This is a genomic window from Nonomuraea roseola (genome assembly GCF_039535395.1).
Lineage (GTDB): Bacteria > Actinomycetota > Actinomycetes > Streptosporangiales > Streptosporangiaceae > Nonomuraea > Nonomuraea roseola.
The window spans coordinates 1,402,868-1,428,337 of the sequence record NZ_BAAAXC010000015.1; the positions used below are offsets into that span (position 1 = coordinate 1,402,868).

Genomic DNA, 25,470 nt, shown 5'->3' on the forward strand with positions numbered 1-25,470 from the left:
CCCTACACGCCAACCCCCAGCCAACGCTCGATCCGCGACTCCGGCCCCAGCGCCACCCCCTGCGCATCACCCTCCAACCAAGGCTGGGTCAGCGAGCGGCCCTGGCGCGGGCGCCGTCGCCCTCGGGTAGATGACGAAAGCCCCGCCCCCGGGAACCGGGAGCGGGGCTTTCGGGTGTTCTGCTAGGCCTCGACGTGCTTGGGGTCGCCGTGGCAGCGCTTGTACTTCTTGCCCGAACCGCACGGGCACGGCGCGTTGCGCTCGACGTTGCCGTAGGCGGCGCGCTGAGCGGCGGTGGTGCGAACGCTGGTGTGCTCCACCTCGCCGTCCTCGCCGGGAGCGGTGTACTCCAGCTGGGCGGGACGCTCCGGCCCCCGCAGCCCACGGGCGATGATCGACCTGGTCTCGGCGATCTCCGCGGACTCCTCGACGATCGGGTTCTCCTGCACCTCGACCTCGAGGTTGAACAGGTAGCCGACCGACTCCTCCTTGATGCCCTCGAGCATCGCGGAGAACATCTCGAAGCCCTCGCGCTGGTACTCGATCAGCGGGTCGCGCTGCGCCATCGCGCGCAGCCCGATGCCCTCCTGGAGGTAGTCCATCTCGTAGAGGTGCTCGCGCCACTTGCGGTCGAGGACCGACAGGATGACGCGCCGCTCCAGCTCGCGCATGGCCTCGGAGCCGAGCTCCTCCTCGCGCCTGTCGTAGGCGGCGAGGGCGTCAGCCGTGATCTTCTCGTTGAGCAGGTCGGCGGACAGCTCCTCGCGTCCGCCCGCCTCCTCCACGACGTCCTCGAGCTTGAGGGAGATCGGGTAGAGCTCGCCGAACGCCTTCCACAGCTTGTCGAGGTCCCACTCCTCCGAGAAGCCCTCGGCGGTGGCGGCGGCGACGTACTCCTTGATCACGTCGGTGACGAAGCCGCGGACCTGCTCGTGCAGGTCGGCGCCCTCCAGCACGCGGTGGCGCTCGGCGTAGATCACCTTGCGCTGCCGGTTCATGACCTCGTCGTACTTCAGAACGTTCTTGCGGATCTCGAAGTTCTGCTGCTCGACCTGGTGCTGGGCGGAGGCGACGGCCTTGGTGACGATGCCGGACTCGATCGGCTGGTCGTCGGGGATGTTCATCCTGACCATGATCGCTTCGACGCGCGGCGAGTTGAACAGGCGCATCAGGTCGTCGCCGAGCGAGAGGTAGAAACGCGACTCGCCGGGGTCGCCCTGACGGCCGGAACGACCGCGCAGCTGGTTGTCGATGCGACGCGACTCGTGGCGCTCGGTGCCGAGGACGTAGAGACCACCGAGCCCGGTGACCTCCTCGTGCTCGGCCTTGACCGCCTGCTTGGCCTTCTCCAGCGCCTCGGGCCACGCCTTGTCGTACTCGTCGGGCGTCTCGATCGGGTCGAGGCCGCGCTGACGCAGCTCGATGTCGGCGCGGAACTCGGGGCTGCCGCCGAGCATGATGTCGGTGCCGCGGCCGGCCATGTTGGTGGCCACCGTCACGGCGTGCTTGCGGCCCGCCTCCGCGACGATCGCCGCCTCACGCGCGTGGTTCTTGGCGTTGAGCACCTCGTGCTTGACGCCCTTGCGGGTCAGCAGCTTCGACAGCCGCTCGGACTTCTCGACCGAGGTGGTGCCGACGAGGACGGGCTGGCCCGCCTCGTAGCGCTCGGCGATGTCCTCGACGACCGCCTGGAACTTGGCGTCCTCGGTCCTGTAGATCAGGTCGGACTGGTCCTTGCGGATCATCGGCCTGTTCGTCGGGATCGGGACGACGCCGAGCTTGTAGGTCTGGTGGAACTCGTTGGCCTCGGTGACCGCGGTGCCGGTCATGCCGGACAGCTTGGCGTAGAGGCGGAAGTAGTTCTGGAGGGTGATCGTGGCGAGAGTCTGGTTCTCGTCCTTGATCTTCACCCCCTCCTTGGCCTCGATCGCCTGGTGCATGCCCTCGTTGTAGCGGCGCCCGTGCAGGACTCGGCCGGTGAACTCGTCGACGATCAGGACCTCGCCGTCGGCGACGATGTAGTCCTTGTCCTTCTTGTAGAGCTCCTTGGCCTTCAACGCGTTGTTGAGGTAGCCGACCAGGTGGGTGTGCTCGGGCTTGTAGAGGTTGTCGATGCCGAGCCAGTCCTCGACCTTCTCCACACCGCTCTCGAGGATGCCGACCGTGCGCTTCTTCTCGTCGACGACGTAGTCGCCGGTGCTGGGCTCGCCGGGCGTCTTGGCCTCGACGCCCTTGCGGAGGCGCGGCACGATCTTGGCGAACTCGGTGTACCACTTGCCGGACTGCTCACCCGGACCAGAGATGATCAGCGGGGTACGGGCCTCGTCGATGAGGATGGAGTCGACCTCGTCCACGATCGCGAAGTTGTGACCACGCTGGACGCACTCCTCCAGCGACCACGCCATGTTGTCGCGGAGGTAGTCGAAGCCGAACTCGTTGTTCGTCCCGTACGTGATGTCGGCGTTGTACATCTTGCGCCGCTCGGCAGGGTCCTGCCCCGCGAGGATCATCCCGACCTCGAGACCGAGGAAGCGGTGCACGCGGCCCATGTTCTCGGCGCCGACCTTGACCAGATAGTCGTTGGTCGTGATGACGTGGACGCCCTTGCCCGAGATGGCGTTGAGGTAGGCGGGGAGAGTACAGGTCAGGGTCTTGCCCTCACCGGTCTTCATCTCCGAGATGTTGCCCATGTGAAGGTTGGCGCCGCCCATGATCTGGACGTCGAAGTGACGCTGGCCGAGCACGCGGCGCGCAGCCTCGCGGACCGTCGCGAACGCCTCGGGGAGCAGGTCGTCGAGCGACTCGCCATCGGCGTGTCGCTGCTTGAACTCATCCGTGAGCGCGCGCAACTCCGCGTCGGACAGGCTCTTGAAGTCGTCCTCGATGGAGTTGACCTGGTCGGCGATCCGCTTGAGCTTGCGCAGGATCTTGTTCTCGCCGGCGCGCAGAATCTTGTCGAGAATGGCTGGCACTTTGTGTAAAGCTCCTCGCAGGTCTACCCCGGCGGCCGCCAGGAGGAGAGGCTGAGACAAACTTCCCCGCTGCCATCGTAGGCGGTTCTTCCACCAGACACAGCCACCGCGACGGGGAGGCCGCAACCACCGTCTGGGACAATGGTCTTTCGGCAGAGCGTATGCCGATCTAGACCGATCTCGCACCATTGACATGGCAGGGCGGGAAAACCTTCAGGAGGGATAGGCCATGGCAGATGGTCACAACCTAGGCAACCACGGTGGGCGCGCGTCGTCGTGGCTGGCGGTCACCGTCGTACTGGCCGGGTTCATCGTGGGCGGCGTCGGCCTGGCGATGGCCAACTGGCTGATCGTCTGGGTCGGCGTGGGGGTGATCGTCCTGGGCGGGGTCCTCGCCCTCGTCTTCGACATCTTCTCCGACGTCGTCATTGACGCGCCCCGCGCGGGCATGCGCGCCGAGGACCACCGCTAAGAGGACCTGACCGGTGGCGGGCGCCGGGTCCCCACGGCGCCCCGCCCGCCACCGCTTTCCGCCCTCTGGATTCCGGCACCTCCTCCCACCCACAAACCTGGCGCTCCAGGCCAGCGCCACGGCCCCTCCCCGCGCGCCTACCCTCCGCGCCTCACTCCCGCCGCGCAGGACCTCTCGCACACGCGCCGTCGCCGCGCCATCCACGCGCCATCCCGCGCGCTCTCCATTCCCCGGCCCCTCGCCCGAGCCGCGCCGCTCCTCCTACCCAAGCGGTGTCTCACCGCCTACCCGCGCCGCGCCACTCTCCCACCCAAGCCGTGACTGACCCTTGCCCGCCCGCGCCGCGCCGCTCTCCGCCCAAGCCGTGCCAGGCCTCTTGCCCTAGCCGCGCCACTCCCCCGGCTTGCTGCTATCACCTGCTGCTTGGCTGCTCAACCGCTTCCTGCTTCCCACCCCTTCCGGTTCGCGCGGTCCGCGACCGTTCCAGGCTCCGTGCCCTCCCTGGGTACAGCTCGGCTTCTCCACGGCCCCACCCGCGCGGCGTGCCGCCGTCCCACGCACGCGGAAGCATCACTCCTCCCCTGCAGATCCGTCCGACGCTCCCCAGTGGTCCGGTCCGTCGTCGGGAGCTCTCCAGATCTCGCCGTCGGACCGCGTGCCGTTTCTGTCGGTGGCCGCCGTTACGATGCCCGGCATGCTGTGCCGTACGGAATCTGCGACATGACCGAGTTGAGCGCCGACGACGCGCGCCGGCTGATCCTGCGCGCCCAGGGCTTCCTTGGCGCCGACGCCCGGCGCGGCGGGGTGGAGGGCATGCTCCGCAGGCTGGGCGCCGTGCAACTCGACACCATCTCCGTCCTCGCCCGCTCCCATGAGCTGGTCGCGTACGGCAGGCTGGGCGCCGTCGGCAGGGAGACGATCGAGCGCGCCTACTGGCACAACCCCGCCCGCAGCTTCGAGTACTGGTGCCACGCCGCCTGCATCCTGCCCATCGAGCACTGGCCGCTCTACGACTTCCGCCGCCGTGGCTACCGCGCGAGGAAGCAGCGCTGGCACGAGGTCCCTCCCGACTTCGAGAAGGTGCTCCACCAGGTGCGCGACAGCGGCCCCGTGACCACCTCCGACATCGGCGGCGCCAAGAAGAGCGCCGAGTGGTGGGACTGGTCCGACTCCAAGATCGCGCTGGAGTGGCTGCTCGACATCGGTGAGCTCGTCTGCACCCAGCGCATCGGCTGGCGCAGGGTCTACGACCTGGCCGAACGCGCCGTCCCCACCGACCTGCTCGGCGTGGAGCTCACCGACGAGGAGTGCATCGTACGGCTGGCGCGCATCGCAGGCGCCGCGCTGGGCGTGGCGACGCGAGCCGATCTGATCGACTTCCTCAGGCTCAAGGGCCCGTACGCCGCGATGCTCGACGAGGCCCTCGCCAGCGGCGCGGCGGGGCTCGTCCCCGTCCACGTGGCGGGCTGGCCGGAAGCCAGACCCCCACGTCGCACAGCCGTCGCGCCTTCACCGGCCAGTTCGGTCACCTCGCCATCCCCGAACCCCGCGACGCGTGGAGCCGCCGAACTCGGGGCTCCCGGCTCGCTCGATCTCGCCGGCTCCGAAGCCGCCGACAACGGCCTTACCGACCTCCCGACCGCTGGAGCCGCCGACCAGGGGCTTTCCGGACCTCCCGCCCTCGCGATCTCCGGTGCCGAACATGGCGTTTCCGGACCTCCCGATCTCATGGACTCCGGCGCCGAGCATGGCGTTTCCGCATCTGCCGACCTCTCGATCTCCGGAGACGGGCGTGGCGTTTCCGCATCTGCCGACCAGGTGGACTCTGGAGCCGAGGGCGGACTTTCTGGGTCTCCTGATCTCGCGACCGCCGGTACGGCCATGCGTGGGCTTGCGGGGTCTTCCTCCGACTCAGCGCTGCCGGGGGCTGACGGGCTCGTGGTGCCCGGTGCTCCGGTGATCTCGTCGCCGGGTTCCGTTCGTTTCGCGGGGATCGGTGGGCGGGCGCCGAATGCCTGGGCTGATCCTGAGGCCCTGGCGTCGGTGGCGAGGGGACGCCATCGCACCACACTGGTCTCGCCGTTCGACTCGCTCATCTGGCACAGGGGACGCACCTCGAGGATCTTCGGCTTCGACTACCAGCTGGAGATCTACGTCCCCAAGCCCAAGCGCGTCCACGGCTACTTCACGATGCCGGTTCTCGCGGGCGGCAAGCTCATCGGCAGGGTGGATCCCGCGCGCGAGGGCTCGACCTTCGTTGCCAGGCATGTGTCCTTCGAGTCCTCGGTGGTACGTCCTGTGGAGATCGCGGCGGTGCGGGACGCGCTGTGGTCGGCGGCGAGCTGGGTGGGCTGCACCGACGTACGGGTCGAGCGGGTCACCTCCGAGGCCCATACCCGTCCGCTCCTCGACGCCCTACCTCTCGGCCCCTCCGACCTCCGCTGACCCCGACGGAGCCCACGCGCCCGCCCCTTCGAGAGACCCTCTGCCACCCGGCGGAGGGGCCTTCGAAGGGGTTACGTCCTTCCAAGACGCTGCCGCCCCTCAACGACACCGCCGCCTTTCGAGGGGGTTGCCGTCCTCCGCAGGCACCGCCGCCTTCCGAGGGAGCTGCCATCTTTCAACGGAGGTGCACGGCCCTTCGAGGAGGTGCTGCCCTTCGACCACACCGCCGCCCATCGAAAGGGTTGCCGTCCTCCCCAGGCACCGCCGCCCATCAAGGGAACTGCCAACTTTCGAAGGACTCTCCGTCATCCCGGCGCCACACCCTTTGACGGTGCTGTGCCCTTCCCAGAAGATGCCAGCCCCTCAACGACACCGCCGTCTTCCGAGGAAGTTGCCGTCTCTCGACGGAGGTGTGCGGCCCTTCGATGACAACGCCGCCTATCGAGAGGCCGCCGTCCATCTAGAAGCCGCCGTCCATCGAGAAGGTCGCCGTACTCCGACATGGTCGCCGCCCCGACACCGCCGTCCTTCGAGGAGGATGCTGTTCGGCCGGTCCTAAGGTGCCGCCTTCACCAGGCGCCCGCCTTTCGAAGGCGCAGCCCTCGCGACCTCAGAGGAATCTCCACATCGCGCGACCCGGGTCGAGGGCGCGGGCATACGCCTTCTCGAGCGACGAGCTTGTGAAGCTGCACGGCGCGGTGGAGCGGAGGCCGTGGTCGTCCGTCTCCACGCCGCGTCGGTGTCCCCGTACTGCCTGAGAAACCGGTGAAAGGGCTCGCGAAAGCCCGAGGAAGGCCGACAACCCCAGTCCGTCAGGTGATCTCCAGCATGCGTTCACGCACGGCGTAGACCACGGCCTCCATCCTGGAATGCAGTTGCAGCTTGTCGAGGATGTTCCTCACGTGGTTCTTCACCGTGTTCTCCGAGATGAACAGCTGCTTGGCGATCTCTCGGTTGTTCATCCCCTTCGCCACCAGCCGCAGCACCTCCATCTCCCGCTCCGTCAGCCTCGGAACCGGCAGTTGGGGCGGCCGTTCGGCCTCCTTGCGGCTCATGTTGGCGAACTCGGTGATGAGCTTCGCCGCCATCGCGGGGTTGATGAGGGACTGGCCCTCGTGCACCCCGCGCACCGCATCGGGAACCTCGTCGATCTGGACGTCCTTCAGCAGGTAACCGGTGGCCCCTGCCTTGATCGCCTCGAAGAGGTCCTCCTCCTCGTCGCTGACCGTCAGCATGATGATCCTGGTGCTGGGCACCGACGCCTTGATGCCGCCGGTCGCCTCGATGCCGCCCTGTCTGGGCATGCGAACATCCATCAGGACCACGTCGGGGAGAAGGCGATCGGCCAGCTCGACCGCCTCCTGCCCGTCGCTCGCCTCGCCGACCACCTCGATGTCCTCCTCGGCCGCCAGAGCCAGCGCGAGGCTGCGCCTGATCAGCTCGTGATCATCAACGATCATCACGCGGATCGGGTCGCTCATGCGGCCTCCTCGGGGGACCGCATCTGCCTGATGGCTCGCTCGCTCACGTGGCCGGGGCGCGCCGCCTCGACTCGCTCGCTGCGCTCGCTCACGTCTCCTCCTCGTGGGGGGCCAGAGCCGTTGAACCGCCATGATGCCAGGCTTTTGCGGTCCTGGGGTGGTCGAGAGGATCTTCGTTTACGACATTACGGCTCAACGAGCCGCAACACGCCGTAGTGGTAGCCGCGCCGGCTGTAGACGACGCTCGGCTGGCCGCTCTCCTTGTCACGGAACAGGTAGAAGTCGTGACCGACCAGTTCCATCTCGAGAAGGGCCTGGTCGATGGTCATGGGTTCGGCTTTGTGGAACTTCTCGCGGACGACGCAAGGGCCTTCGCCGTCCATCTCGATGGGGACGATGTCGTCGTAGGCCTTGTCGTCGGGGAGGAGGTCCTCCTCCTCCGGCTCCGCCTGCGCGGGGACGGCGGTGGCCTGCGGCGTGTCGTAGACGTCGGCCAGCGCCGCCGTCAGTTCGGCCACGGAAGGGGTGGCGTGGTTGCCGTGATGCACCTTGCGCCGGTCCGCGATCCGCCTGAGGCGGCCTTCGAGTTTGTCGAGTGCTAGATCGAGGGCGGCGAATCGGTCGTCTGCCGAGGCCTCCGCGCGGATGGCGGGTCCTCGTGAGTGAATGGTGAGCTCGACGCGCTCGCGCTGATCCGCGAGACGGGGGTTGCGCTCCTTCGACACCTCCACATCGACTCGAATGAGCTTGTTGTCCAGACGCTCGATCCTGGCCAGCTTGGTCGTCACGTGGTCCCGGAACCGGTCACTCACTCCTGTGTGCCGTCCCTTGACGATGATGTCCATGCAACAGCCCCCCTTCGTCTAACAACTGAGACAGAGCGCCCGACGTTGTGCCTGCCGGGCGAGGTCTTCTACCACCGTTACCCTCTTTCGACACATCGTCACCAGCGGCTCCAGTGGCACCCGTCCGGCCGACCTGGTCTTCGACCCCACAATCGCCTGCTGAGGGGTTCGCAGCTCTTTGCCACTACTGCCCTTCTCTTCTGGTCGGGGGACATCTGGACCCCCGGGAAGGCAGGACTTACTCCTAAGCCGCACCGTGATCAGTCGACAAAAAGTCGCCTTACGTGGACCGTTTTGCCTGCGGCTGGCATCGGCTAGCAGAGCCGGGAGCCCCGACCCTGCGCAACCACGGACCCGAACGGGTGCCATGTCAGAACGCTATCCGGATCCCGTCCGAATGTCAGCCTGAGGTTCGCCTAAAAGATCACTTTGCGTGATTTTGCGAGCACGAAAGAGGGGTAGCAGATGTCCGCATTAGCGACCGTTTACCCCTTCCAGGCGGGCCTGGAGGACCCGGTGAGCTGCGGCCGAGGAAGGGAGATGTGGCGAAGCGGGGAGGGTGGAGACCTGGCGTCGCCTTTACTGTCCGTCACCATAATGGATCACGCTTTTTCGGCGTGTCGCGGCGACCGTTACCGCGACGCCGACGGTCGCCCCCGCTTCGCGGATCGCCCTGGCCGCCTCGGCCAGCGTCGCGCCCGTCGTGACGACGTCGTCCAGGAGGACCACAGGCGCCCCTGAGCGGCCGCTCAGGGGCACGCCGCCCGCCTGCGCGACTCGTAGGGAGGAGGCCAGGTTGGCGGCCCTCTGCGCGGCGCTGAGCCCCGCCTGGTCAGCCACTCTCCTGCTCTGCCTGAGGTCCGCGCGGAGCGTGACCGCCCTGCCCAGACCGGCCAGATGGCGTACGGCCAGCGCGGCCAGCCTGCCCACGGGGTCGTGCCCTCTCGCGCGGACGGCCCGCCGGGCGCTCGGCACCGGAACGACGACGAGGGGCCCCCGTGGCACCGCCGTGGCGATGGTGAAGGCCAGCGCCTGCGCCAGCGGGGCGACGAGAGCCGTACGGCCCCGCTCCTTGTAGTGGAGGATCGCCTGTCGGGCCGCGCCCTCGTAGAGCGCCGCCGACCAGCAGACGGGCAGCCCCGCGGGGCCCGGGACGGGTGTCCTGTCGGCGGGGGCGACGACGAGGCACGCCTCGCACAGCAGCGAGCCCCGGACGGCGCAGCCCACGCATCGGAGGGGCAGGAGGAGGTCGAGCACGCGTGCCAGGATGCCCGCCGCCACCGACAGAACCCGCGCCGAGTCCTGGGCCTGAGGTCGAGCGGGGGTCGCTCGAGCGAGGGTCAGAGGGGCAGCCGAGGGGGTCAGTCGAGGGGGAAGGTCAGGTAGAGGGCGCCCTCCGGGGCCTTGGTGTCGACCCACTTGTCCTGCGCGAGCTCCAGCACCTTCCCACCCCCCTTCTCGTCGGCCTCGGTGCCCGCCACCAGCCGGTCGTTCAGCGCCGTGATGGACGTGATGCGCTTGTCGGTACCAGGAAGCTGCCGCACCGTCCCGTTGCTGATGTCGATCTCGGAGATGGTGCGGCCCGAGCCGACGAGCGCGAGCAGGTGCTCGGAGTCGCTCCAGGCGAGGTCCTTGATCTCCTCCGCCGACCACAGCGTCTGGAAGTGGTCGAGCTTGTCGCCGGTGATGACGCCGACCATGACGGAGACGCCCTCGCCGTCGGCGACGATGGCGGCCACCCTGGTGCCGTCCCTGGCGACCTTGAAGGCCTTGACCTGCTTGCCGTTCAGCTCGGGGGCGGCGATGCGCGTCACCGGCTGGTCCAGGGCCGACATGTCGTAGCGCAGGACGTAGGAGGTGCGCTCGTCGACCCTGTCGACGGTCCACAGCGTGCCGTTCCAGTTCCAGCTGGGTGCGGTCAGGTCGGTGCCCTTGATCGCCTCCTCCCACTGGCCGTCGCCGGCGAGGCGGCTGATCCAGACGCTGCGGCCGTCGCTCTTCAGCGCGGCCACGTACTCCGCCAGGTCTCCCTCGCGCGGCCCGGGCGAGCCGGTGATCGCCGGCTCCTTGTAGATCTCGCCCAGCTGGCCGACGGGGCCGGGGATGGCGCTGCTCGCGCCGTCCTGGCCGAGCCACATCAGCTGGCCGTTCTGGACGAAGTAGACCTTGCTCTCCGGCGAGCGCAGCCACGTGTCGGTCTGCTTGGGCACGATCGTCAGCGAACCCGACTCGTAGAAGGGCTCGCCGTTGAGCCGCACCTCGATGGTGCGGCCCTTGGTCAGCTCCCTCAGGCTCCACTGCAGCTGCCGTGTGAGCGCCTCGACGGGCGCCGGCTGGGTCTTGAACTGGCCTTCGAGCCTGACCACGACCGTCTCGTCACCGGGGTCGATCCTGTCGAGGCTGATCCCCTCGAACGCGGTGGAGACCGCGCCCTCGAGCGACTCGCTCGGGCCTTCGAGCAGCCTGTCGACGATCGTCTCCGCGAGCGACCTGCGCGGGTTGACCGGCAGCCACACGTGGTCGACCACGGGGATGGCCCTGGGGTCGTCGAGGGAGCCTGAACCGCTGAGGAAGTAGATGTCGGCCTGCGCGTACGCCCTGCGCACGTCGGCGGCGGTGAGGAGCATCAGCCCGTTGTCGAGCCTGGAGACCCGGTAGCCGTCCTTCGTCTTGGCCACGGGGACCTGCAGGGTGCGCTTCTCCTTCTTGGGCTCGTACCAGCCGTCGTCGTGGATGATCGCGATCTGGTTGGCCTCGATCTGGACCATGCCCTCCTTCACCTGGTTGACGGTCGGGTTGTCCTCGACCACGGTGAAGGAGTCGCCGGGCTTCCACGCGCGTTTGGCCTCGGGGGTGAGGTACTCGCGCAGGATCTTCTGCTCGACGTCGTCGAAGCTGGCCATCGCCGCCAGCAGCCCCTTGACGGTCTGCGTCGGCGTCCAGTCGGCCTGCGGGGACGTGGCGACCATGCGCTGGAACGGCTTGGTCATCGAGTCGGCGGCATCGGCGGGCCTGGCCAGCTCGGGCGGCCCACCCACAGAGATCACCGAACAGGCCGAACCTCCGCAGGCCACGCTGGCCGCGAGCACGAGAACGCCGAACTTCTTACTCCGCATGGAGCACCCCCTCCCCCGCCGCCGGTGAGAGCACCGGCGTGATGTGCCCGCGCCATGTCCGCCGCATTTCCACCTCCGGCGGCACGAGCGACAGCGGAGAGCCCTTCAGCACGGCCCCCGCCGTACGTGGCAGGGTGAGCCTGAACTGCGACCCCTCTCCAGGCGTCCCCCACGCCTGCAACCAGCCCCCGTGCAGCATGGCGTCCTCGCGCGAGATGGCCAGCCCGAGCCCGGTGCCGCCGATCGTGCGCGCCCTCGAGGGGTCCGCCCTCCAGAACCTGTCGAAGACCATCTGGTCCTCGCCGGGTTTCAGGCCGACTCCGTGATCCCGTACGGCCACGGCCGCCGCGTCGCGGTCGGCCCCCACGGTCACCACGATCTCGCGCCCCTCGCCGTGCTCGATCGCGTTGAACAGCAGGTTGCGCAGGATCCGCTCCACCCTGCGGCTGTCGATCTCCGCCATGCAGGGCTCGCTCGGCAGCCGCAGCTCGAAGCGGGTGCCGTGCCGTTCGGCCAGCGCCTCGGAGTCGCCCACCGCGCGCAGGACCACGTCGCGCACGTCGGTGGAGTCGAGGTCGAGCGTGGCCGCGCCCGCGTCGTAACGGCTGATCTCGAGCAGGTCGGCCAGCATCGACTCGAACCGCTCCAGCTGCGCCTGCATCAGCTCGGCCGAGCGCGCGGCCATCGGCTCGAAGTCCTCGCGCGCGTCGTAGAGCAGGTCGGCGGCCATCCGCACGGTGGTGAGCGGGGTGCGCAGCTCGTGTGAGACGTCGGAGACGAACTGCCGCTGCACCTGCGACAGCTCCTCCAGCTGATGGATCTTGAGCGCCAGGTTGGCGGCCATCTCGTTGAAGGAGGTGGCCAGCCGCGCGAGGTCGTCCTCGCCGCGCACCTTGAGCCGCTCGTCGAGCCGTCCCGAGGCGAGGCGCTCGGCCGCCTGGCGGGCCAGCCGTACGGGGGTGACGACCTGGCGGGTGACCAGGGAGGCGATGGCGCCGAGCAGCAGCACCAGGCCGATGCCGACCACCACCAGCACCTGGCGCACGGTGGTGAGCATCTCCTCCTCGCCGGTGAGCGGGAAGAAGTGGTAGACCTCGTAGCCGTTCTGGACGAAGGCGCCGACCACGAGTGTCAGCTCGGGCTCGCCTCCGGCGGCGAACTTGATGCGCTTCCTGACCTGCTGCGGCTCGTTGAGCACGCCGCCCTTGTCGCGCTTGGTCTGGAGCTTCGCGCGCAGGTCGGCGGGCACGTCGACGGGCAGCACCCGGCCCGTGGCCCGCGACCCTCCCGGCTCGGTGGGGTTGAGCACGAGCAGCTGGTAGCGCTTCTGCCAGCCGCTCTCTCCGGTTCCGATGATGCCGTAAAGAGCCTGGTCGAGCGGGTCCTCGATCGGGGAGGTGCTGCCCTCGGCGGCCTTGCCCCGCTCGGCGGGCTCCTGGTTGAGCGCGGCCACGATGGCGACCCTGTCGGCCGTGGCGTCGGTGACGGCCGCCTGCGTGCGGCCGTCGACGACCGAGGTGTTGATCTGGTCGACCAGGAAGACGCCCAGGACGGCGACCACGGTCACCGAGATCACCAGCGTGCTGGTGATGACCTGGAGCTGGAGCGAGCGCCGCCACGTGCTGCGGACCATGCCCACCGCGCGCCTGGCCCGCCGCCTGACGCCGCCAAGGATCTGGCGGATCGTCCTGCGACGGGGCCTGCTCTTCGACGGGAACATGAGGAAGGGGAAGACTTACGCCGGGCCGGCTTTGTAGCCCACGCCGCGGACCGTGACCACGATCTCGGGGTGCTCGGGATCCTTCTCGATCTTGGCGCGCAGGCGCTGGACGTGCACGTTGACCAGACGGGTGTCGGCCGCGTGCCGGTAGCCCCAGACCTGCTCCAGGAGCACCTCGCGGGTGAAGACCTGGCGCGGCTTGCGGGCGAGGGCGACGAGCAGGTCGAACTCGAGCGGGGTGAGGTTGATGGTCTCCTCGCCGCGCTTGACCGAGTGGCCCGCGACGTCGATGGTGATGTCGCCGATCTGCAGGATCTCGGGGGTCGGCTCGTCGGTACGGCGCAGCCGCGCCCGCACCCTGGCCACGAGCTCCTTGGGCTTGAACGGCTTGACGATGTAGTCGTCGGCCCCCGATTCGAGGCCGAGCACGACGTCGATCGTGTCGCTCTTGGCGGTGAGCATGACGATCGGGACCCCCGACTCAGCCCTGATCCTGCGCGCCACGTCGATGCCGTCCGCCCCCGGAAGCATCAGGTCGAGCAGTACCAGATCCGGGCGCGTATCCCGGAACGCGTCGAGGGCCTTGTCGCCGTCGGAGACAAAGGATGGTTCGAAACCTTCGCCCCGCAGCACGATGCCGAGCATCTCGGCGAGAGCGGCGTCGTCGTCGACGACAAGCACGCGTCCTTTCATGGCCCCTCATTCGTTCTACGCATTGTGGGACATACCCGCACGGTTGCTGAAGGTTACCCTTGCCAGCCTCGTGGCATAACCATCAGACCATCGAAAGCCGAATTTTAGACGCCCCTGCAACCCCCGTAATCTCAGTGTGCAAGACAAAGGCATGTTTCGACCATCCCCGGACTCGCACTACACCAATGAGTCGCCCACCGTGCCAGGATTGGTGTATGTCAGACGGTCACGAGACGCCACCCGGCTGGTCGGCTGAGCAGCCTCCGCCCTACCGGGCCCCCGGATCCCCCTACAGCGGCGGCCCGGACCCGTCAGCGTGGCAGCAACCTGTTCCCCCACCGCCTCCCTACGGCCAGCAAGGGTACGGCTACATGCCGCCGCCCGCGCTGCGTCCGGGAATCATCCCGCTACGCCCCCTCGGCCTCGGCGACATCTACGACGGCACGATCAAGCTCATCAGGTCCAACCCCAAGGCGGTGCTCGGCCTGTCGGCGATCGTCGCGGCCCTCGCCGCGGTGCCCGTCTCGATCGGGCAGGCGCTGACGCTCAGCTCGGTCGGCGATCTCCTTGCCGACCCGACGGCCCAGCCGACGGCGATGGAGGGCGGGTTCGTCACCCAGTACCTGCCGACGATCATCTCGTCGGTGGTGAGCCTCGCGGCCGTCACCATCCTGACCGGCATCCTCATCAGGATCCTCGGCAGAGCCGTCTTCGGCGGCAAGATCACCGCAGGCGAGGCCTGGCGGCTGGTCGCCTCGAGGGTGCCGGCGCTGTTCGGGGTGTTCTTCCTGGTGCTCGGGCTCATCCTGGTACCCGCCATCCCGATGGCGGTGATCTTCTACGCCGCCGCGTCGAGCGGTGAGCCCCTGGCCGCGCTCGGCCTCGGCCTTCTGTTCCTGCTCCTCTACATCGGCTACGCGCTGTTCATCAACACGCGCTTCGCCCTGGCCGCCCCCGTCGTGGTGCTGGAGGGGCTCGGCCCCGTGCAGGCGATGCGCAGGTCGTGGCGGCTGGTGGGCGGCGACTTCTGGAGGGTGTTCGGCATCCTCGTGCTCACCATGATCATCGCCTGGCTGATCAGCATGATCATCAGCTTCCCGTTCGGCCTGATCGCGGGGATCGTCAGTGTGTTCGGCGAGGGCTCCACCGGCGCCACCATCGCCGTCGCCGTGGTGCTCGCCATCGGCACCACGCTGGGCGCGATGATCACCTACCCGCTCCAGGCTGGCGTGGCGGGGCTGCTCTACACCGACAGGCGCATGCGCAGCGAGGCCTTCGACCTGGTCCTGCAGACCGCCGCCCTCGAGCAGCAGCGGCAGGGCTGGGTGCACGCCACGGCCGACGAGCTCTGGCATCCGTCGAACGCCCGCAGGCCGTGACCCCTCTGGGCCGTGAGGAGGCGCAGCGCAGGGCGGCCGAGGAGCTGTCCAAGCCGGGCTACGCGCACGAGTCGCTGCTCGACAGGCTCTACCGCACCTTCCAGCAGTTGCTCGGTGACGCGACCGACTTCGCGCCGGGCGGCAGCCCCGTCGGCGCCCTGCTCGCCGCGCTGCTGCTGGTCCTGTTCGTCGTCGCGCTCGTCACAGTGCTGGTCTGGCTGGCGCGCAGGTCGGCCCGCGCCACGACGGCGCCAGGCGACCTGTTCGACGGCAGGACGATGACCGCGGCCGAGCACAGGCAGGCGGCCGAGCGGCTGGCCGCGGAGGGTCGATGGGCCGAGGCCGTCCAGGAACGGCTGCGCGCCATCGCCCGCGAGCTGCAGGACAGAGCGCTGATCGACGGCCTGCCGGGCAAGACCGCCGACGAGCTGGCGGCGGAGGCGGGCAGGTCGCTGCCGGCCTTCGCCGAGGAGCTCGCCGCGGCCGCGCGCGCCTTCGACGACGTCGCCTACGGCGGCGTGCCAGGCAGCCCCGCCGCCTACGCGATGCTGCGCGACCTGGACGAACGGCTCCGCCTGGCCAGGCCGGTGGCGTCGTGAGCGTCTCGACCGCTCCCACGGCGAAGGGCCTGTGGCGGCGCGGCAGGGCGGCTGTGGCGGTCGCGCTGCTCGTGGTGGCCACCGCGGTCTTCGGCGCGCTGCTCGCGGGCGGCGGTGAGCAGGGCCGCTACCTCGACCCCGACGACGCCTCCCTGCGCGGCTCCAAGGCGCTTGCCCAGTTGCTGCGCGACAGGGGCGTGCGCGTCGACAGGGTCGACTCGGCGGCGACCGCCGAGTCCCTTGCCCGCGAAGGCGAGCGCCTCCTGCTGGTCGGCGCGCCGTGGAACGGCGACTACAGCGAGGCCGAACGGCTCGCGAACATCTCCGGCGACCTCGTGATCGTCGGCGACCAGCCCTACCTCGACGTGCTCGCCCCCTCCGTGGAGCACGACGGGCAGGCGCGTCTGCGCTCGCGCGAGCCCGGCTGCCGGCTGCCGGCCGCCCGCGCCGCCGGCAGCGCCTATCTGGGCGGCCTGACCTTCGAGGCCGAAGGCGAGTCCTGCTACGCGGGCTCCCTCGTGGCGGCGGGCACGGTCACCGTGCTCGGCAGCGGCGAGTTCATGACCAACCTGCGCCTGGCCGAGGACGGCAACGCCGCGCTCGCGCTGAACCTGCTCGGCTCCCGCAAGGCCGTCACCTGGCTGGTGCCCCCTCCCGTCGGGGCCGGCGAACTGCCTGGGCCAGGAGGCAAGAGCATCCAGGAGCTCATGCCCGACAACGTGCCGTGGGCGGTGCTCATGGCGGTCGTCGCCGTCGCGGTCGTCGCGCTCTGGCAGGGCAGGCGGCTCGGGCCCGTGGTGGCCGAGCGGCTGCCTGTCGTGGTGAGGGCGGCGGAGACCGTGGAGGGCAGGGGCAGGCTCTACCGTGCCCGCAGAGCCAGGACCCAGGCCGCCGAGGCGCTGCGCGGCGGCGCGCTCGACCGCCTGACACCCCGGCTCGGACTCGGCGCGCAGCCCCGGGCCGACGAGGTCGTGGCGGCGCTGGCCGTACGCACGGGGCTGGAGGCCGGCCACCTCGGGACCGCCCTGTACGGCGCTCCCCCCGCCGACGACGCGGGCCTGGTGGCCCTGGCTGGATACTTGGACGAGATCGAGAGGCAGGTTCGTGAACACTGAGGAGACCACCCGCGTCGCGGGGCGCGGTGACATGGCGCGCGAGGCGCTCGGCGCGTTGCGCGCCGAGGTGGCCAAGGCCGTGGTGGGCCAGGACGCGGTCGTGACAGGGCTGGTCATCGCGCTGCTGTGCAGGGGGCACGTGCTCCTGGAGGGCGTGCCCGGCGTGGCCAAGACGTTGATGGTCCGCACGCTGTCGGCCGCGCTCTCGCTCGACTTCAAGCGCGTGCAGTTCACGCCTGACCTGATGCCCGGCGACGTGACGGGCTCGCTGATCTACGACGCGAAGACCGCGGAGTTCGACTTCCGCGAGGGGCCCGTCTTCACCAACCTGCTGCTCGCCGACGAGATCAACCGCACGCCGCCGAAGACCCAGGCGGCGCTGCTCGAGGCGATGGAGGAGCGGCAGGTCAGCGTCGAGGGCGACCCCAGGCCGCTGCCCGACCCCTTCGTGGTGTGCGCGACGCAGAACCCGGTGGAGTACGAGGGCACCTACCAGCTGCCCGAGGCGCAGCTCGACAGGTTCCTGCTGAAGCTGACCGTGCCGCTGCCGCCGCGAGACCAGGAGATCGCGGTGCTCGAACGGCACGCGCGAGGCTTCGACCCGCGCGACCTGTCGCAGGTCAAGCCGGTGGCCTCGGCCGACGACCTGGCCGCGGGCCGCGAGGCGGTGGCCGCGGTTCACGTGGCCCCCGAGGTGCTCGGCTACATCGTCGACCTGGCCAGGGCGACCAGGCAGTCGCCCTCGCTGCAGCTGGGCGTCTCGCCTCGCGGCGCGACGGCGCTGCTGGCGGCCTCCAGGGCGTGGGCGTGGCTGTCCGGCCGCACCTATGTGACGCCCGACGACGTCAAGGCGCTGGCCAGGCCCGCGCTGCGGCACAGGATCCAGCTGCGGCCCGAGGCCGAGCTCGAGGGCGCGACCACGGACGGCCTGCTCGACGGCATCCTGGCGGCCGTGCCGGTCCCCCGCTGATGGCACTGACAGGGCGGGCGGGGCTGGTCGCGGCCCTGTGGATCGTGGTGGTGCTGTTCGTGCCAGGGCCCGGCCACGCGGTGCTCGCGGGCTGCCTGCTGCTTGCCGCCGCGATCGTGACCGACCTGGTGTTCGCCGGGTCGGTGCGGCCGCTGACGTTCACCCGCTCGGGCCCCACCTCCGTACGGCTCGGCGAGACGGCCACCGTCGAGCTGATCGTGGAGAATCCCGGCCCTCGGCGGGTGCGCGGTGTCCTGCGCGACGCGTGGCAGCCCTCGGCGGGGCTGTCGCCCAAGAGCGTGCCCATCGACGTGCCGCCGGGCGAGCGGCGGCGCCTGGTGTTCGAGCTGAAGCCCACGCGGCGCGGCGACAGGTCGTCGGAGGCGGTGACCGTCCGGGCCTTCGGGCCTCTCGGGCTGGCCGCGCGGCAGGGTGGTCACAGCGTGCCGTGGACAGTGCGGGTGCTGCCTCCTTTCCTGTCGCGCAAGCACCTCCCTTCGCGCCTGGCGAGGCTGCGGGAGCTCGAGGGCAACCACCCCGCGCTGGTCAGGGGGCAGGGCACGGAGTTCGACTCGCTGCGGGAGTACGTGGTCGGCGACGACGTGCGCTCCATCGACTGGCGCGCCACGGCCCGCCGCAACGACGTGGTGGTGCGGACCTGGCGGCCCGAGAGGGACAGGCGCGTGCTGATCGTCCTCGACACGGGGCGCACGTCGGCGGGGCGCGTGGGGACGGGATGGCCCAGGCTCGACTGGTCCATGGACGCCGCGCTGCTGCTGGCCGCGCTGGCCGCCAAGGCCGGTGACCAGGTGGACTTCCTGGCCTACGACAGGGCGGTGCGCGCCTGGGTGTCGGGCGCCTCGCGCACCGAGCTGCTCTCGGCGTTGGTGAACGTCATGGCCCCGGTCGAGGCCGAACTGGTGGAGTCCGACGCGCCCGGCCTGGCCGCCGCCGTCCTGGGCAGGGCCAAGCGGAGGGCGCTGGTGGTCCTGCTGACCGACCTCAACTCGGCCGCGCTCGAAGAGGGGCTGATGCCGGTGCTGCCCCAGCTGTCGTCGCGGCACCTGCTGCTGGTGGCCGGCGTCTCCGACCCGCTGGTCGCGGCCATGGCGGCCGGCAGGGGGACGGCCGAGCAGGTCTACGACGCCGCCGCGGCCGAACGCTCCCTCGCCGAGCGCAAGCGCATCACCGCGCGCCTGCGCGGGCACGGCGTGGAGGTCGTGGACGCGCTGCCCGAGGACTTCGCGCCCGCGCTGGCCGACGCCTACCTGGCGCTGAAGGCCGCGGGACGGCTCTAGTTCGTCGGCGCCACGTCGGGCGCCCTCTCGAGGTCGCCCGTCTCGCCCTCGAGGTAGGCCTTCCTGCCGAAGTACACGACGTAGGCGAGGAAGGCCGCCTCGGCGATCACCCCGATGGACAGGCGCGCCCACGTCGGCAGCCCCGAAGGCGTGACGAGCGCCTCGATCAGGCCTGACACGAACAGGACCAGCACCAGCCCGAGCGCCACGCTGACCACCGCTCTTCCCTGCTCGGCCAGCGCGTCGACCCTGCGGCGCGGCCCCGGCACGATGACCGTCCAGCCGAGCCGCATGCCGACCGCGGCGGCCAGGAACACGGCCGTCAGCTCCAGCAGGCCGTGCGGCAGGATCAGGCCGAAGAAGATGTCGAGCTTGTCGCGCGACGCCATGAGGCCGCCCGAGACGCCCACGTTGGCGGCGTTCTGGAAGAGGATCCAGGGGATCGGCAGGCCCAGGAAGATCGCGAACACGATGACCTGCATGGAGACCCAGGCGTTGTTGATCCACACCCTGCTGGCGAACGAGGCGGCGGGATTCTCCGAGTAGTAGTCGGCGAAGTCGTGCTCGACCAGCTGCTTGATCTCCTCTGGCGTGCCCACGGCGGCCTGCACCTCCGGGCTGCCCGCCACCCACGCGCCCATGATCCACGACACCGCCACGAACGCCAGGGTGCTGGCCAGCCACCACCACCTGGCGCGGTAGGCGACCACGGGGAACGAGACCGTGAAGAACCTGACGACGTCGCGCCAGGCGGGGGCGTGCGCGCCGGTCACCGCCGAGCGCGCCCTGGCCACCAGCGCCGACAGCCTGCCGACGAGCACGGAGTCCTGCGTGCCCGATCGCACGATCGACAGGTGGGTCGACACCCGCTGGTAGAGCTCGACCAGCTCGTCGACCTCCGCGCCCGTCAGCGACCTGCGCCGCCGTACCAGGTGGTCGAGTCGATCCCACGCGGGCCGGTGCGCGGCGACGAAGGCGTCAATGTCCACCGGGACATTCTGGCACTAGGCTCCCCTTATGTCCGAGGTGGTAACGGGCGACGCCGTCGTCGTCGAGGTCAGGGTGGCACAGCCGCCCATCCGAGCCGTGGCGCTGGCCATCGACATGATCGTGCAGGTCACCCTGATGGTCGGCGTCTTCCTCGCGGTCGGCTTCTCCTCGGTCGTCTCCGACCCCGCACTGGCCGGCGCGGTGTCGATCCTGATCAGCGTGCTGGTGATGGCCGGCTACCCGGTGATCTTCGAGACGGCGACGCGGGGACGCAGCCTCGGCAAGCTGGCGCTGGGCCTGCGCGTCGTGAGCGACGACGGGGGCCCCGAGCGGTTCAGGCAGGCGCTGTTCAGGGGGCTGGCGGGGGTCCTGGAGTTCTGGACCTTCTTCGGCGCGCCCGCGCTCATCGCCTCCCTGATCTCGCAGCGGGGCAAGCGGCTCGGTGACGTGTTCGCGGGCACGATCGTCATCTCCGAGAGAGGGCCGAGCGGGAGTTCGCAGCCCGTGCTGATGCCTCCCGCGCTGGAGGGATGGGCTCGCACGCTGGAGCTCTCGCAGCTGCCAGGGGAGGTGGCGGGGGCGGCAAGGCAGTATCTGGTGCGCTGGCACGATCTGTCGCCTGCCGTCCAGCACGAGATGGGGGTGCGCATCGCCGCGCAGGTCGCGGCGTATGTGACGCCACCGCCGCCGCCCGGGGTTCCCCCCCCATGCCTATCTCAGCGCGGTGCTGGCCGAGCGCCGACGGCGGGACCAGGCACGTTATCCACAGGCCCCGCAGGGCCATGGCGTTCGTCCACAGGCTGCGCCCTACCCCCAGCCCGGACCGTACGGCCAGCCGTACGCTCAGCCCCATGCCCCGCAGGTCTTTTCCCCGCAGGCGGCTCCGCCGGGCTCCTCCCCGCCGCCGCCCCCCCGCTCCGCAGCCGCGCACCACGCCGGGAGGGTTCGCGCCTCCGCAGTGAGCACCTCCCCGGTGAGCAGCTCCGCGGCGAGCACCTCCAAGGAGATCACCGCTGCGGTGAGCGCCACCGCGGTGAGCACCTCCGAGGAGACCACTTCTGCGGTGAGCGCCTCCGTGGTGAGCCGCGCGCCGCTCTCTGGGAGACGGCGCGCGGCCCTGCGTCAGAACGGCAGCTGCGTCTGGGTGTTCAGGATGCTCAGGCGCACCTTGGCCGCCGGGTCGGTCAGCTTGTCCGAGATCCGCAGCACGTCGAATCCCTTCTGGATGTCGCTGCTGTAGATGAACCCGTTGTAGTAGTACGCCGACCACGAACCGCCGATGGAGCGCGGCTTCAGCGGTCCCCTCTCGAAGTAGCCGATCTCCTTGGGCGCCGAGGAGTCGGTGAAGTCCCAGATCGAGACGCCGCCCTGGTACCACGCCTGCACCATGATGTCCTTGCCCTTGACCGGGATCAGCGACCCGTTGTGCGCGACGCAGTTCTCCGACGAATCCTGGTGCCTGGAGATCTTGTAGTAGCTCTTGTGGACCAGCTCGCCGCCCACGATGTCGAAGACGGCGTCAGCGCCGCGCTCGGGGCCGATCGTCGCGTTGCAGGTGGCCGAGGCGCCGCCGCCGAGCTCGTCGGTGAAGACCACCTTCGTGCCCGTGTTGTTGAAGGTCGCCGAGTGCCAGAAGGCGAAGTTCTCGTCGGTCACGGTCGCGGTGACCTTGGGCCGCTCACGGTCGGAGATGTCCATGAGCACGCCGTCACCCATGCAGGCGCCGGCGGCCAGGTTCTTGGAGGGGAAGACCGTGATGTCGTGGCAGCCGCTGGTGGGCAGGAGCAGGCCGCTCTGCTGCTCGTTTCCGCCCTCGGGGAAGAGCACGGGCCTGGAGACGACCTTGGCGTCCGTCGGCTTCTTCAGCGGCACCTTGACGATCGAGATCCGGTCGTGCGGCGGCTTGCACTCGGGGTAGATGTCGGCCGGCATGTACGACGAGACGTACAGGTAAACCGACTTGCCCGACTTGTCCGGCACCAGCGTGTGGGTGTGCGACCCGCAGGCCGTCTCGACCGCCTTGATGTACTTCGGCCGCGACTTGTCGCTGATGTCGAAGATCCTGATGCCCTCCCACGACTTCTTGCTCGTGGGCGTGCCGTAGTCGCTCTTGCAGGAGTCGCTGTCGCGAGGGTCGTCCACCGACAGGAAGAGCAGGTCGCCCTTCACCGAGACGTCGTTCTGCGCGCCCTCGCACGTCACCTGGCTGACGACCTTGGGCTTGGCCGGGTCCTTGATGCTGTAGATCGTGAAGCCGTTGTAGTTGCCCTGGTAGGCGTAGTCGCCCTGGAAGGCCAGGTCCGAGTTGAACGCGTCCGGGCCGGTGAACGCGCCCTTCTTGGGCAGGTTCGCCACGTGCTCGACGTTGGCGCTCTTGAGAATCTTGTCAGCCGACTCCGCCTGTGCCGGCATCGTCGCCGCCACCAGAGTCAGGGCCGCACCGGCCAGCACGAGCACACGGCCGAGTCTGGACGCCACCGGAACCTCCCATCGTGGGTTAATGATCAGACTCGACCCACTATGTCACTACGTGTCCCGGAGCATGTCGCCTGATACCTTCCTGATACACCTGCCCTACTTGACCTTCCTGTACTCGAGGTCGAAGTCGTGCTGCCATGACGTGCCGTCCTGCGACATCTCCCATGAGCAGGTGATGGAGGCGCCGTCCGCGCTGAGCGCGCCGGTGAACCGCTGGTTGAAGCCCGGCGCCTCGCGCCAGATCCGCCACACGTCGTCGGCGAAGGTCATCCGGTAGACGCGGTGGACGCCTCGGCCGTCGGCGTAGAGCATGGTGAACTCCTCCGACGCGTCGTCCAGACCGATGATCGCGGAGACGGGGAAGGGCGAGTTGGCCAGCCATTCGGGCGGGGCGTCCTCGGGTAGCTCCGCGTCCGTGCGCTGGAGCAGGAAGGCGCCGCCCTCCATCCACTCGACCACGCTTCTGCCGCCGGCGGTGGGCGTGGCACCCACGGTCGCCCAGATCTCCCATTCGCCCACGAGGGCGTTCAGCCGCTGGAGGGCGGGGTGAGGTTCGCGCATCGCTTCGACTCCCTTCGTCCCTCCCATTCACGCCGCTCCCCCTCACGATGTCGACCCCTGCGGCACGCACTCGGCCGCAGGGGTCGTCAGGTCACACCGCTGGGTCAGCGGCCGTGCTCGGGGTACGAAGGCTGCGTCTGGGCGTTCAGGATGTCGAACTTGACGCTCTTCGCCTGGTTGGTACGGGGATCGTTGATGCGCAGGACGTCCAGGCCGAGGTTGAAGTCGGACCCGTAGATGTAGCCGTTGTAGTAGTAGGCCGACCAGAACCCGCCACTGAGCGGCGGAGCGGTGTTGTCAGGCCCACGCTCGAAGTAGGCGATCTCCTCGGGACGCGACGAGTCGGTGAAGTCCACGACCGAGATGCCACCCTGGTACCACGCCTGCACCATGATGTCGCGGCCCTTGACCGGGATCAGCGAGCCGTTGTGCGCGACGCAGTTCTCGGTGTCGGCCTGGTGGCGGGCGATCTTGAAGTAGCTGCGGAACTGGAGCTGGCCGCCGACGAGGTCGTAGTAGGCGTTGGCGCCGCGGTTCGGGCCGATGGCCTCGTTGCAGGTGGCGCGGGTGCCGCCGCCGAGCTCGTCGGTGAAGATGACCTTGGTCCCGGCGTTGTTGAACGTGGCCGAGTGCCAGAAGGCGAAGTTCACCTCGTCGCGGACCGTGGCGGTGACCACCGGGCGCTCGCGGTCGGAGATGTCCATCAGGATGCCCTCGCCCATGCAGGCGCCGGCGGCGATGTCCTTCTCCGGGTAGGCGGTGATGTCGTGGCAGCCGGAGGTGGCGGACTTGCCGTTCGGGTACGGCAGCGGCACACCGGCGAAGCCGCCGTCGTCGGGCACGCCGTCGCCGTTGGTGTCACGGGTGGGCGGGAACAGCACCGGGGTGCTCAGCACCGTGGCCCCGGCGGGGTTGTCCAGCGGCACCTTGACGATCGAGATCAGGTCGTGCGGCGTCTTGCAGTCGGGGAAGTCCGCCGCAGGGCCGTAGGAGGAGATGTAGAGGTAGACGTGCTTGGCCGCGTCGGCGCCCTTGCCCGGCACGATGGTGTGGGTGTGGGAGCCGCAGTTGGTCTCGACGGACTTGACGTAGACCGGGTTGGCCTTGTCCTTGACGTCGAAGATGCGGATGCCCTCCCACGACTCCTTGATCCGCGCGCTCTGGCCGGTGCTCTGGCAGGAGTCGTTGTTCCTGGAGGAGTCGACGGAGCCGAACAGCAGGTCACCGTAGACGGAGACGTCCATCTGTCCACCGGGGCAGACCACGCTGCTCACCAGGGAGGTGCGCTTCGGGTGCTTGATGTCGTAGATGGAGAAGCCCTGGTAGTTGCCGACGTAGGCGTAGTCGCCCTGGAAGGCCATGTCGGTGTGGATGTCGGCCAGGGCGGCCGGCTTGGGCACGTTGGTGACGTGCTCGATGTTGGCGCTCTTGGAGATCTGGCCAGGGGCGGGGATGTCGCTGGCCTGGGCCGGCAGGGCGGTGATCGTTAACGCGACGGCGGTGCCGAGCAGGACGAGGGCTCTACGGGGGATGAACACTCACGTTCCTCCGATAAGGGGGACATAAATGTAAAAATGGTGACGCCCCGATCTCACTCTCAGCTAGCACGCAGTACGTCAAATGTTATTGCGCTTTGCCATCTGTTAGATGATCACGGTTCTGGTTTACAGTTCGCTCTCTCGACTCACGGAGGTCAGGTGCGCGCCGCGCTCGTTGTCATCACCTGTACGGTGGTCGCCCTCTCGGGCTGTAGCGGAGACAGCAGGACCGCCGCGCCCACGGCCGACTCGACGGCTCCGGTGATCGCGCCGGGCAGACCGGGCGAGGCCGCCAGGACGCTGTCGCCGGGCGAGGCCGTCACCGCGGTGCCCTCCCCCACCGCGAACGCGGTGGACGTGTCGTTCATGCAGAACATGATCGTCCATCACCGCCAGGCGCTCGACATGGCGATCCTCGCGCCGACGAGGGCCAAGTCGGAGAAGCTGAAGGGGCTGGCCTCCCGCATCAAGGACGCGCAGGGCCCCGAGATCCAGTACATGACCACCTGGCTCCAGGAGCAGGGCCAGAAGGTGCCCGAGCACCACGCGGCGCACACGGGGATGCCGGGCATGGCGACGCCCGAGCAGATGGAGGCGCTCAAGGCCGCGTCGGGCGTGGAGTTCGACCGGCTCTTCCTGACCATGATGATCGCCCATCACCATGGAGCGATCACGATGGCGACCAAGGTGCTCGGAGAGGGCGCCCACCAGCGGATCTCCGAGCTCGCCAGCGACATCGGCGTCGAGCAGACCGCGGAGATCCGCCGCATGCAGGAGATGCAGGCAGCTCTGTAGACC

At 69.3% G+C, this 25,470-nt stretch carries 21 protein-coding genes and 1 pseudogene; 9 read left to right on the forward strand and 13 right to left on the reverse strand.

Annotated features, from left to right (window positions below; translation table 11 throughout):
- Positions 1-182: 182 nt before the first annotated feature.
- Complete coding sequence (gene secA, locus ABFX55_RS29575; protein ID WP_346126021.1) at positions 183-2,972, reverse strand: preprotein translocase subunit SecA; 2,790 nt, start codon at positions 2,970-2,972, stop codon at positions 183-185.
- Between the two features lie 229 nt (positions 2,973-3,201).
- Here secA and ABFX55_RS29580 point away from each other — a divergent pair, with 229 nt between their 5' ends.
- Complete coding sequence (locus ABFX55_RS29580) at positions 3,202-3,444, forward strand: HGxxPAAW family protein (protein WP_183649944.1); 243 nt, start codon at positions 3,202-3,204, stop codon at positions 3,442-3,444.
- A gap of 720 nt (positions 3,445-4,164) precedes the next feature.
- A complete protein-coding gene (locus ABFX55_RS29585; RefSeq protein ID WP_346126022.1) occupies positions 4,165-5,889 on the forward strand; it encodes a winged helix-turn-helix domain-containing protein in 1,725 nt (574 codons plus the stop codon).
- 812 nt (positions 5,890-6,701) lie between these two features.
- On the opposite strand, the gene ABFX55_RS29590 is transcribed toward ABFX55_RS29585, so the two are convergent.
- The 6 genes from ABFX55_RS29590 to mtrA form a co-directional block, all read right to left on the reverse strand.
- A complete protein-coding gene (locus tag ABFX55_RS29590) occupies positions 6,702-7,370 on the reverse strand; it encodes a response regulator (protein WP_183649948.1) in 669 nt (222 codons plus the stop codon).
- Between the two features lie 185 nt (positions 7,371-7,555).
- On the reverse strand, positions 7,556-8,215 hold the full coding sequence (gene hpf, locus ABFX55_RS29595) for a ribosome hibernation-promoting factor, HPF/YfiA family (protein WP_183649950.1): 660 nt from the start codon (positions 8,213-8,215) through the stop codon (positions 7,556-7,558).
- A gap of 579 nt (positions 8,216-8,794) precedes the next feature.
- Positions 8,795-9,472 carry a ComF family protein gene (locus ABFX55_RS29600; protein ID WP_346126023.1) on the reverse strand — a complete coding sequence of 226 codons (678 nt, stop codon included), beginning with the start codon at positions 9,470-9,472 and terminating at the stop codon, positions 8,795-8,797.
- A gap of 104 nt (positions 9,473-9,576) precedes the next feature.
- Complete coding sequence (locus ABFX55_RS29605; RefSeq protein ID WP_346126024.1) at positions 9,577-11,331, reverse strand: LpqB family beta-propeller domain-containing protein; 1,755 nt, start codon at positions 11,329-11,331, stop codon at positions 9,577-9,579.
- Positions 11,321-13,051 carry an MtrAB system histidine kinase MtrB gene (mtrB, locus tag ABFX55_RS29610; protein ID WP_346126025.1) on the reverse strand — a complete coding sequence of 577 codons (1,731 nt, stop codon included), beginning with the start codon at positions 13,049-13,051 and terminating at the stop codon, positions 11,321-11,323. Before mtrB ends, ABFX55_RS29605 begins: the two co-directional genes overlap by 11 nt.
- Before the next feature lie 15 nt (positions 13,052-13,066).
- On the reverse strand, positions 13,067-13,744 hold the full coding sequence (mtrA, locus tag ABFX55_RS29615; protein ID WP_043620615.1) for an MtrAB system response regulator MtrA: 678 nt from the start codon (positions 13,742-13,744) through the stop codon (positions 13,067-13,069).
- Positions 13,745-13,959: 215 nt separating this feature from the next.
- On the opposite strand from mtrA, the gene ABFX55_RS29620 reads away from it, so the two are divergent.
- From ABFX55_RS29620 to ABFX55_RS29640, 5 genes are read left to right on the forward strand one after another with little or no spacing between them, the layout of a single operon-like run.
- Positions 13,960-15,123 (forward strand): glycerophosphoryl diester phosphodiesterase membrane domain-containing protein, encoded by a 1,164-nt coding sequence (locus ABFX55_RS29620; RefSeq protein WP_346126026.1) that lies wholly within the window; start codon positions 13,960-13,962, stop codon positions 15,121-15,123.
- Entirely contained in the window at positions 15,120-15,722 is a 603-nt protein-coding gene (locus ABFX55_RS29625) for a DUF4129 domain-containing protein (RefSeq protein WP_346126027.1), read from the forward strand. Before ABFX55_RS29620 ends, ABFX55_RS29625 begins: the two co-directional genes overlap by 4 nt.
- Positions 15,719-16,837 carry a DUF4350 domain-containing protein gene (locus ABFX55_RS29630; RefSeq protein WP_346126028.1) on the forward strand — a complete coding sequence of 373 codons (1,119 nt, stop codon included), beginning with the start codon at positions 15,719-15,721 and terminating at the stop codon, positions 16,835-16,837. Before ABFX55_RS29625 ends, ABFX55_RS29630 begins: the two co-directional genes overlap by 4 nt.
- Before the next feature lie 31 nt (positions 16,838-16,868).
- Complete coding sequence (locus ABFX55_RS29635; protein ID WP_346131294.1) at positions 16,869-17,807, forward strand: AAA family ATPase; 939 nt, start codon at positions 16,869-16,871, stop codon at positions 17,805-17,807.
- Positions 17,807-19,105 (forward strand): DUF58 domain-containing protein, encoded by a 1,299-nt coding sequence (locus ABFX55_RS29640; RefSeq protein ID WP_346126029.1) that lies wholly within the window; start codon positions 17,807-17,809, stop codon positions 19,103-19,105. The genes ABFX55_RS29635 and ABFX55_RS29640 overlap by 1 nt, the downstream gene beginning before the upstream one ends.
- On the opposite strand, the gene ABFX55_RS29645 is transcribed toward ABFX55_RS29640, so the two are convergent.
- Positions 19,102-20,094 carry a stage II sporulation protein M gene (locus ABFX55_RS29645; RefSeq protein WP_346126030.1) on the reverse strand — a complete coding sequence of 331 codons (993 nt, stop codon included), beginning with the start codon at positions 20,092-20,094 and terminating at the stop codon, positions 19,102-19,104. The genes ABFX55_RS29640 and ABFX55_RS29645 overlap by 4 nt on opposite strands.
- A 136-nt stretch (positions 20,095-20,230) precedes the next feature.
- Between ABFX55_RS29645 and ABFX55_RS29650 the strand changes: the two are divergent.
- Positions 20,231-20,494 (forward strand): annotated as a pseudogene (locus ABFX55_RS29650) (RDD family protein); the annotation flags it as partial.
- 444 nt (positions 20,495-20,938) lie between these two features.
- Here the strand turns inward: ABFX55_RS29650 and ABFX55_RS29655 are convergent.
- The 5 genes from ABFX55_RS29655 to ABFX55_RS29675 all read right to left on the reverse strand — a co-directional run bounded on the left by ABFX55_RS29655 (position 20,939) and on the right by ABFX55_RS29675 (position 25,040).
- Positions 20,939-21,151: a hypothetical protein gene (locus ABFX55_RS29655; protein ID WP_346126031.1), complete on the reverse strand. Its 213-nt coding sequence runs from the start codon at positions 21,149-21,151 to the stop codon at positions 20,939-20,941.
- Between the two features lie 66 nt (positions 21,152-21,217).
- Positions 21,218-22,573 carry an LVIVD repeat-containing protein gene (locus ABFX55_RS29660; RefSeq protein ID WP_379478939.1) on the reverse strand — a complete coding sequence of 452 codons (1,356 nt, stop codon included), beginning with the start codon at positions 22,571-22,573 and terminating at the stop codon, positions 21,218-21,220.
- Between the two features lie 96 nt (positions 22,574-22,669).
- Positions 22,670-23,134: a hypothetical protein gene (locus ABFX55_RS29665; protein WP_346126032.1), complete on the reverse strand. Its 465-nt coding sequence runs from the start codon at positions 23,132-23,134 to the stop codon at positions 22,670-22,672.
- Between the two features lie 104 nt (positions 23,135-23,238).
- Positions 23,239-24,672 carry an LVIVD repeat-containing protein gene (locus tag ABFX55_RS29670; RefSeq protein ID WP_346126033.1) on the reverse strand — a complete coding sequence of 478 codons (1,434 nt, stop codon included), beginning with the start codon at positions 24,670-24,672 and terminating at the stop codon, positions 23,239-23,241.
- Positions 24,673-24,827: 155 nt separating this feature from the next.
- A complete protein-coding gene (locus tag ABFX55_RS29675) occupies positions 24,828-25,040 on the reverse strand; it encodes a hypothetical protein (RefSeq protein ID WP_346126034.1) in 213 nt (70 codons plus the stop codon).
- Between ABFX55_RS29675 and ABFX55_RS29680 the strand changes: the two genes are divergently transcribed.
- Complete coding sequence (locus tag ABFX55_RS29680; protein ID WP_346126035.1) at positions 25,039-25,467, forward strand: DUF305 domain-containing protein; 429 nt, start codon at positions 25,039-25,041, stop codon at positions 25,465-25,467. The two genes, ABFX55_RS29675 and ABFX55_RS29680, sit on opposite strands and share 2 nt — an antisense overlap.
- The last annotated feature ends 3 nt before the right edge of the window (positions 25,468-25,470 follow it).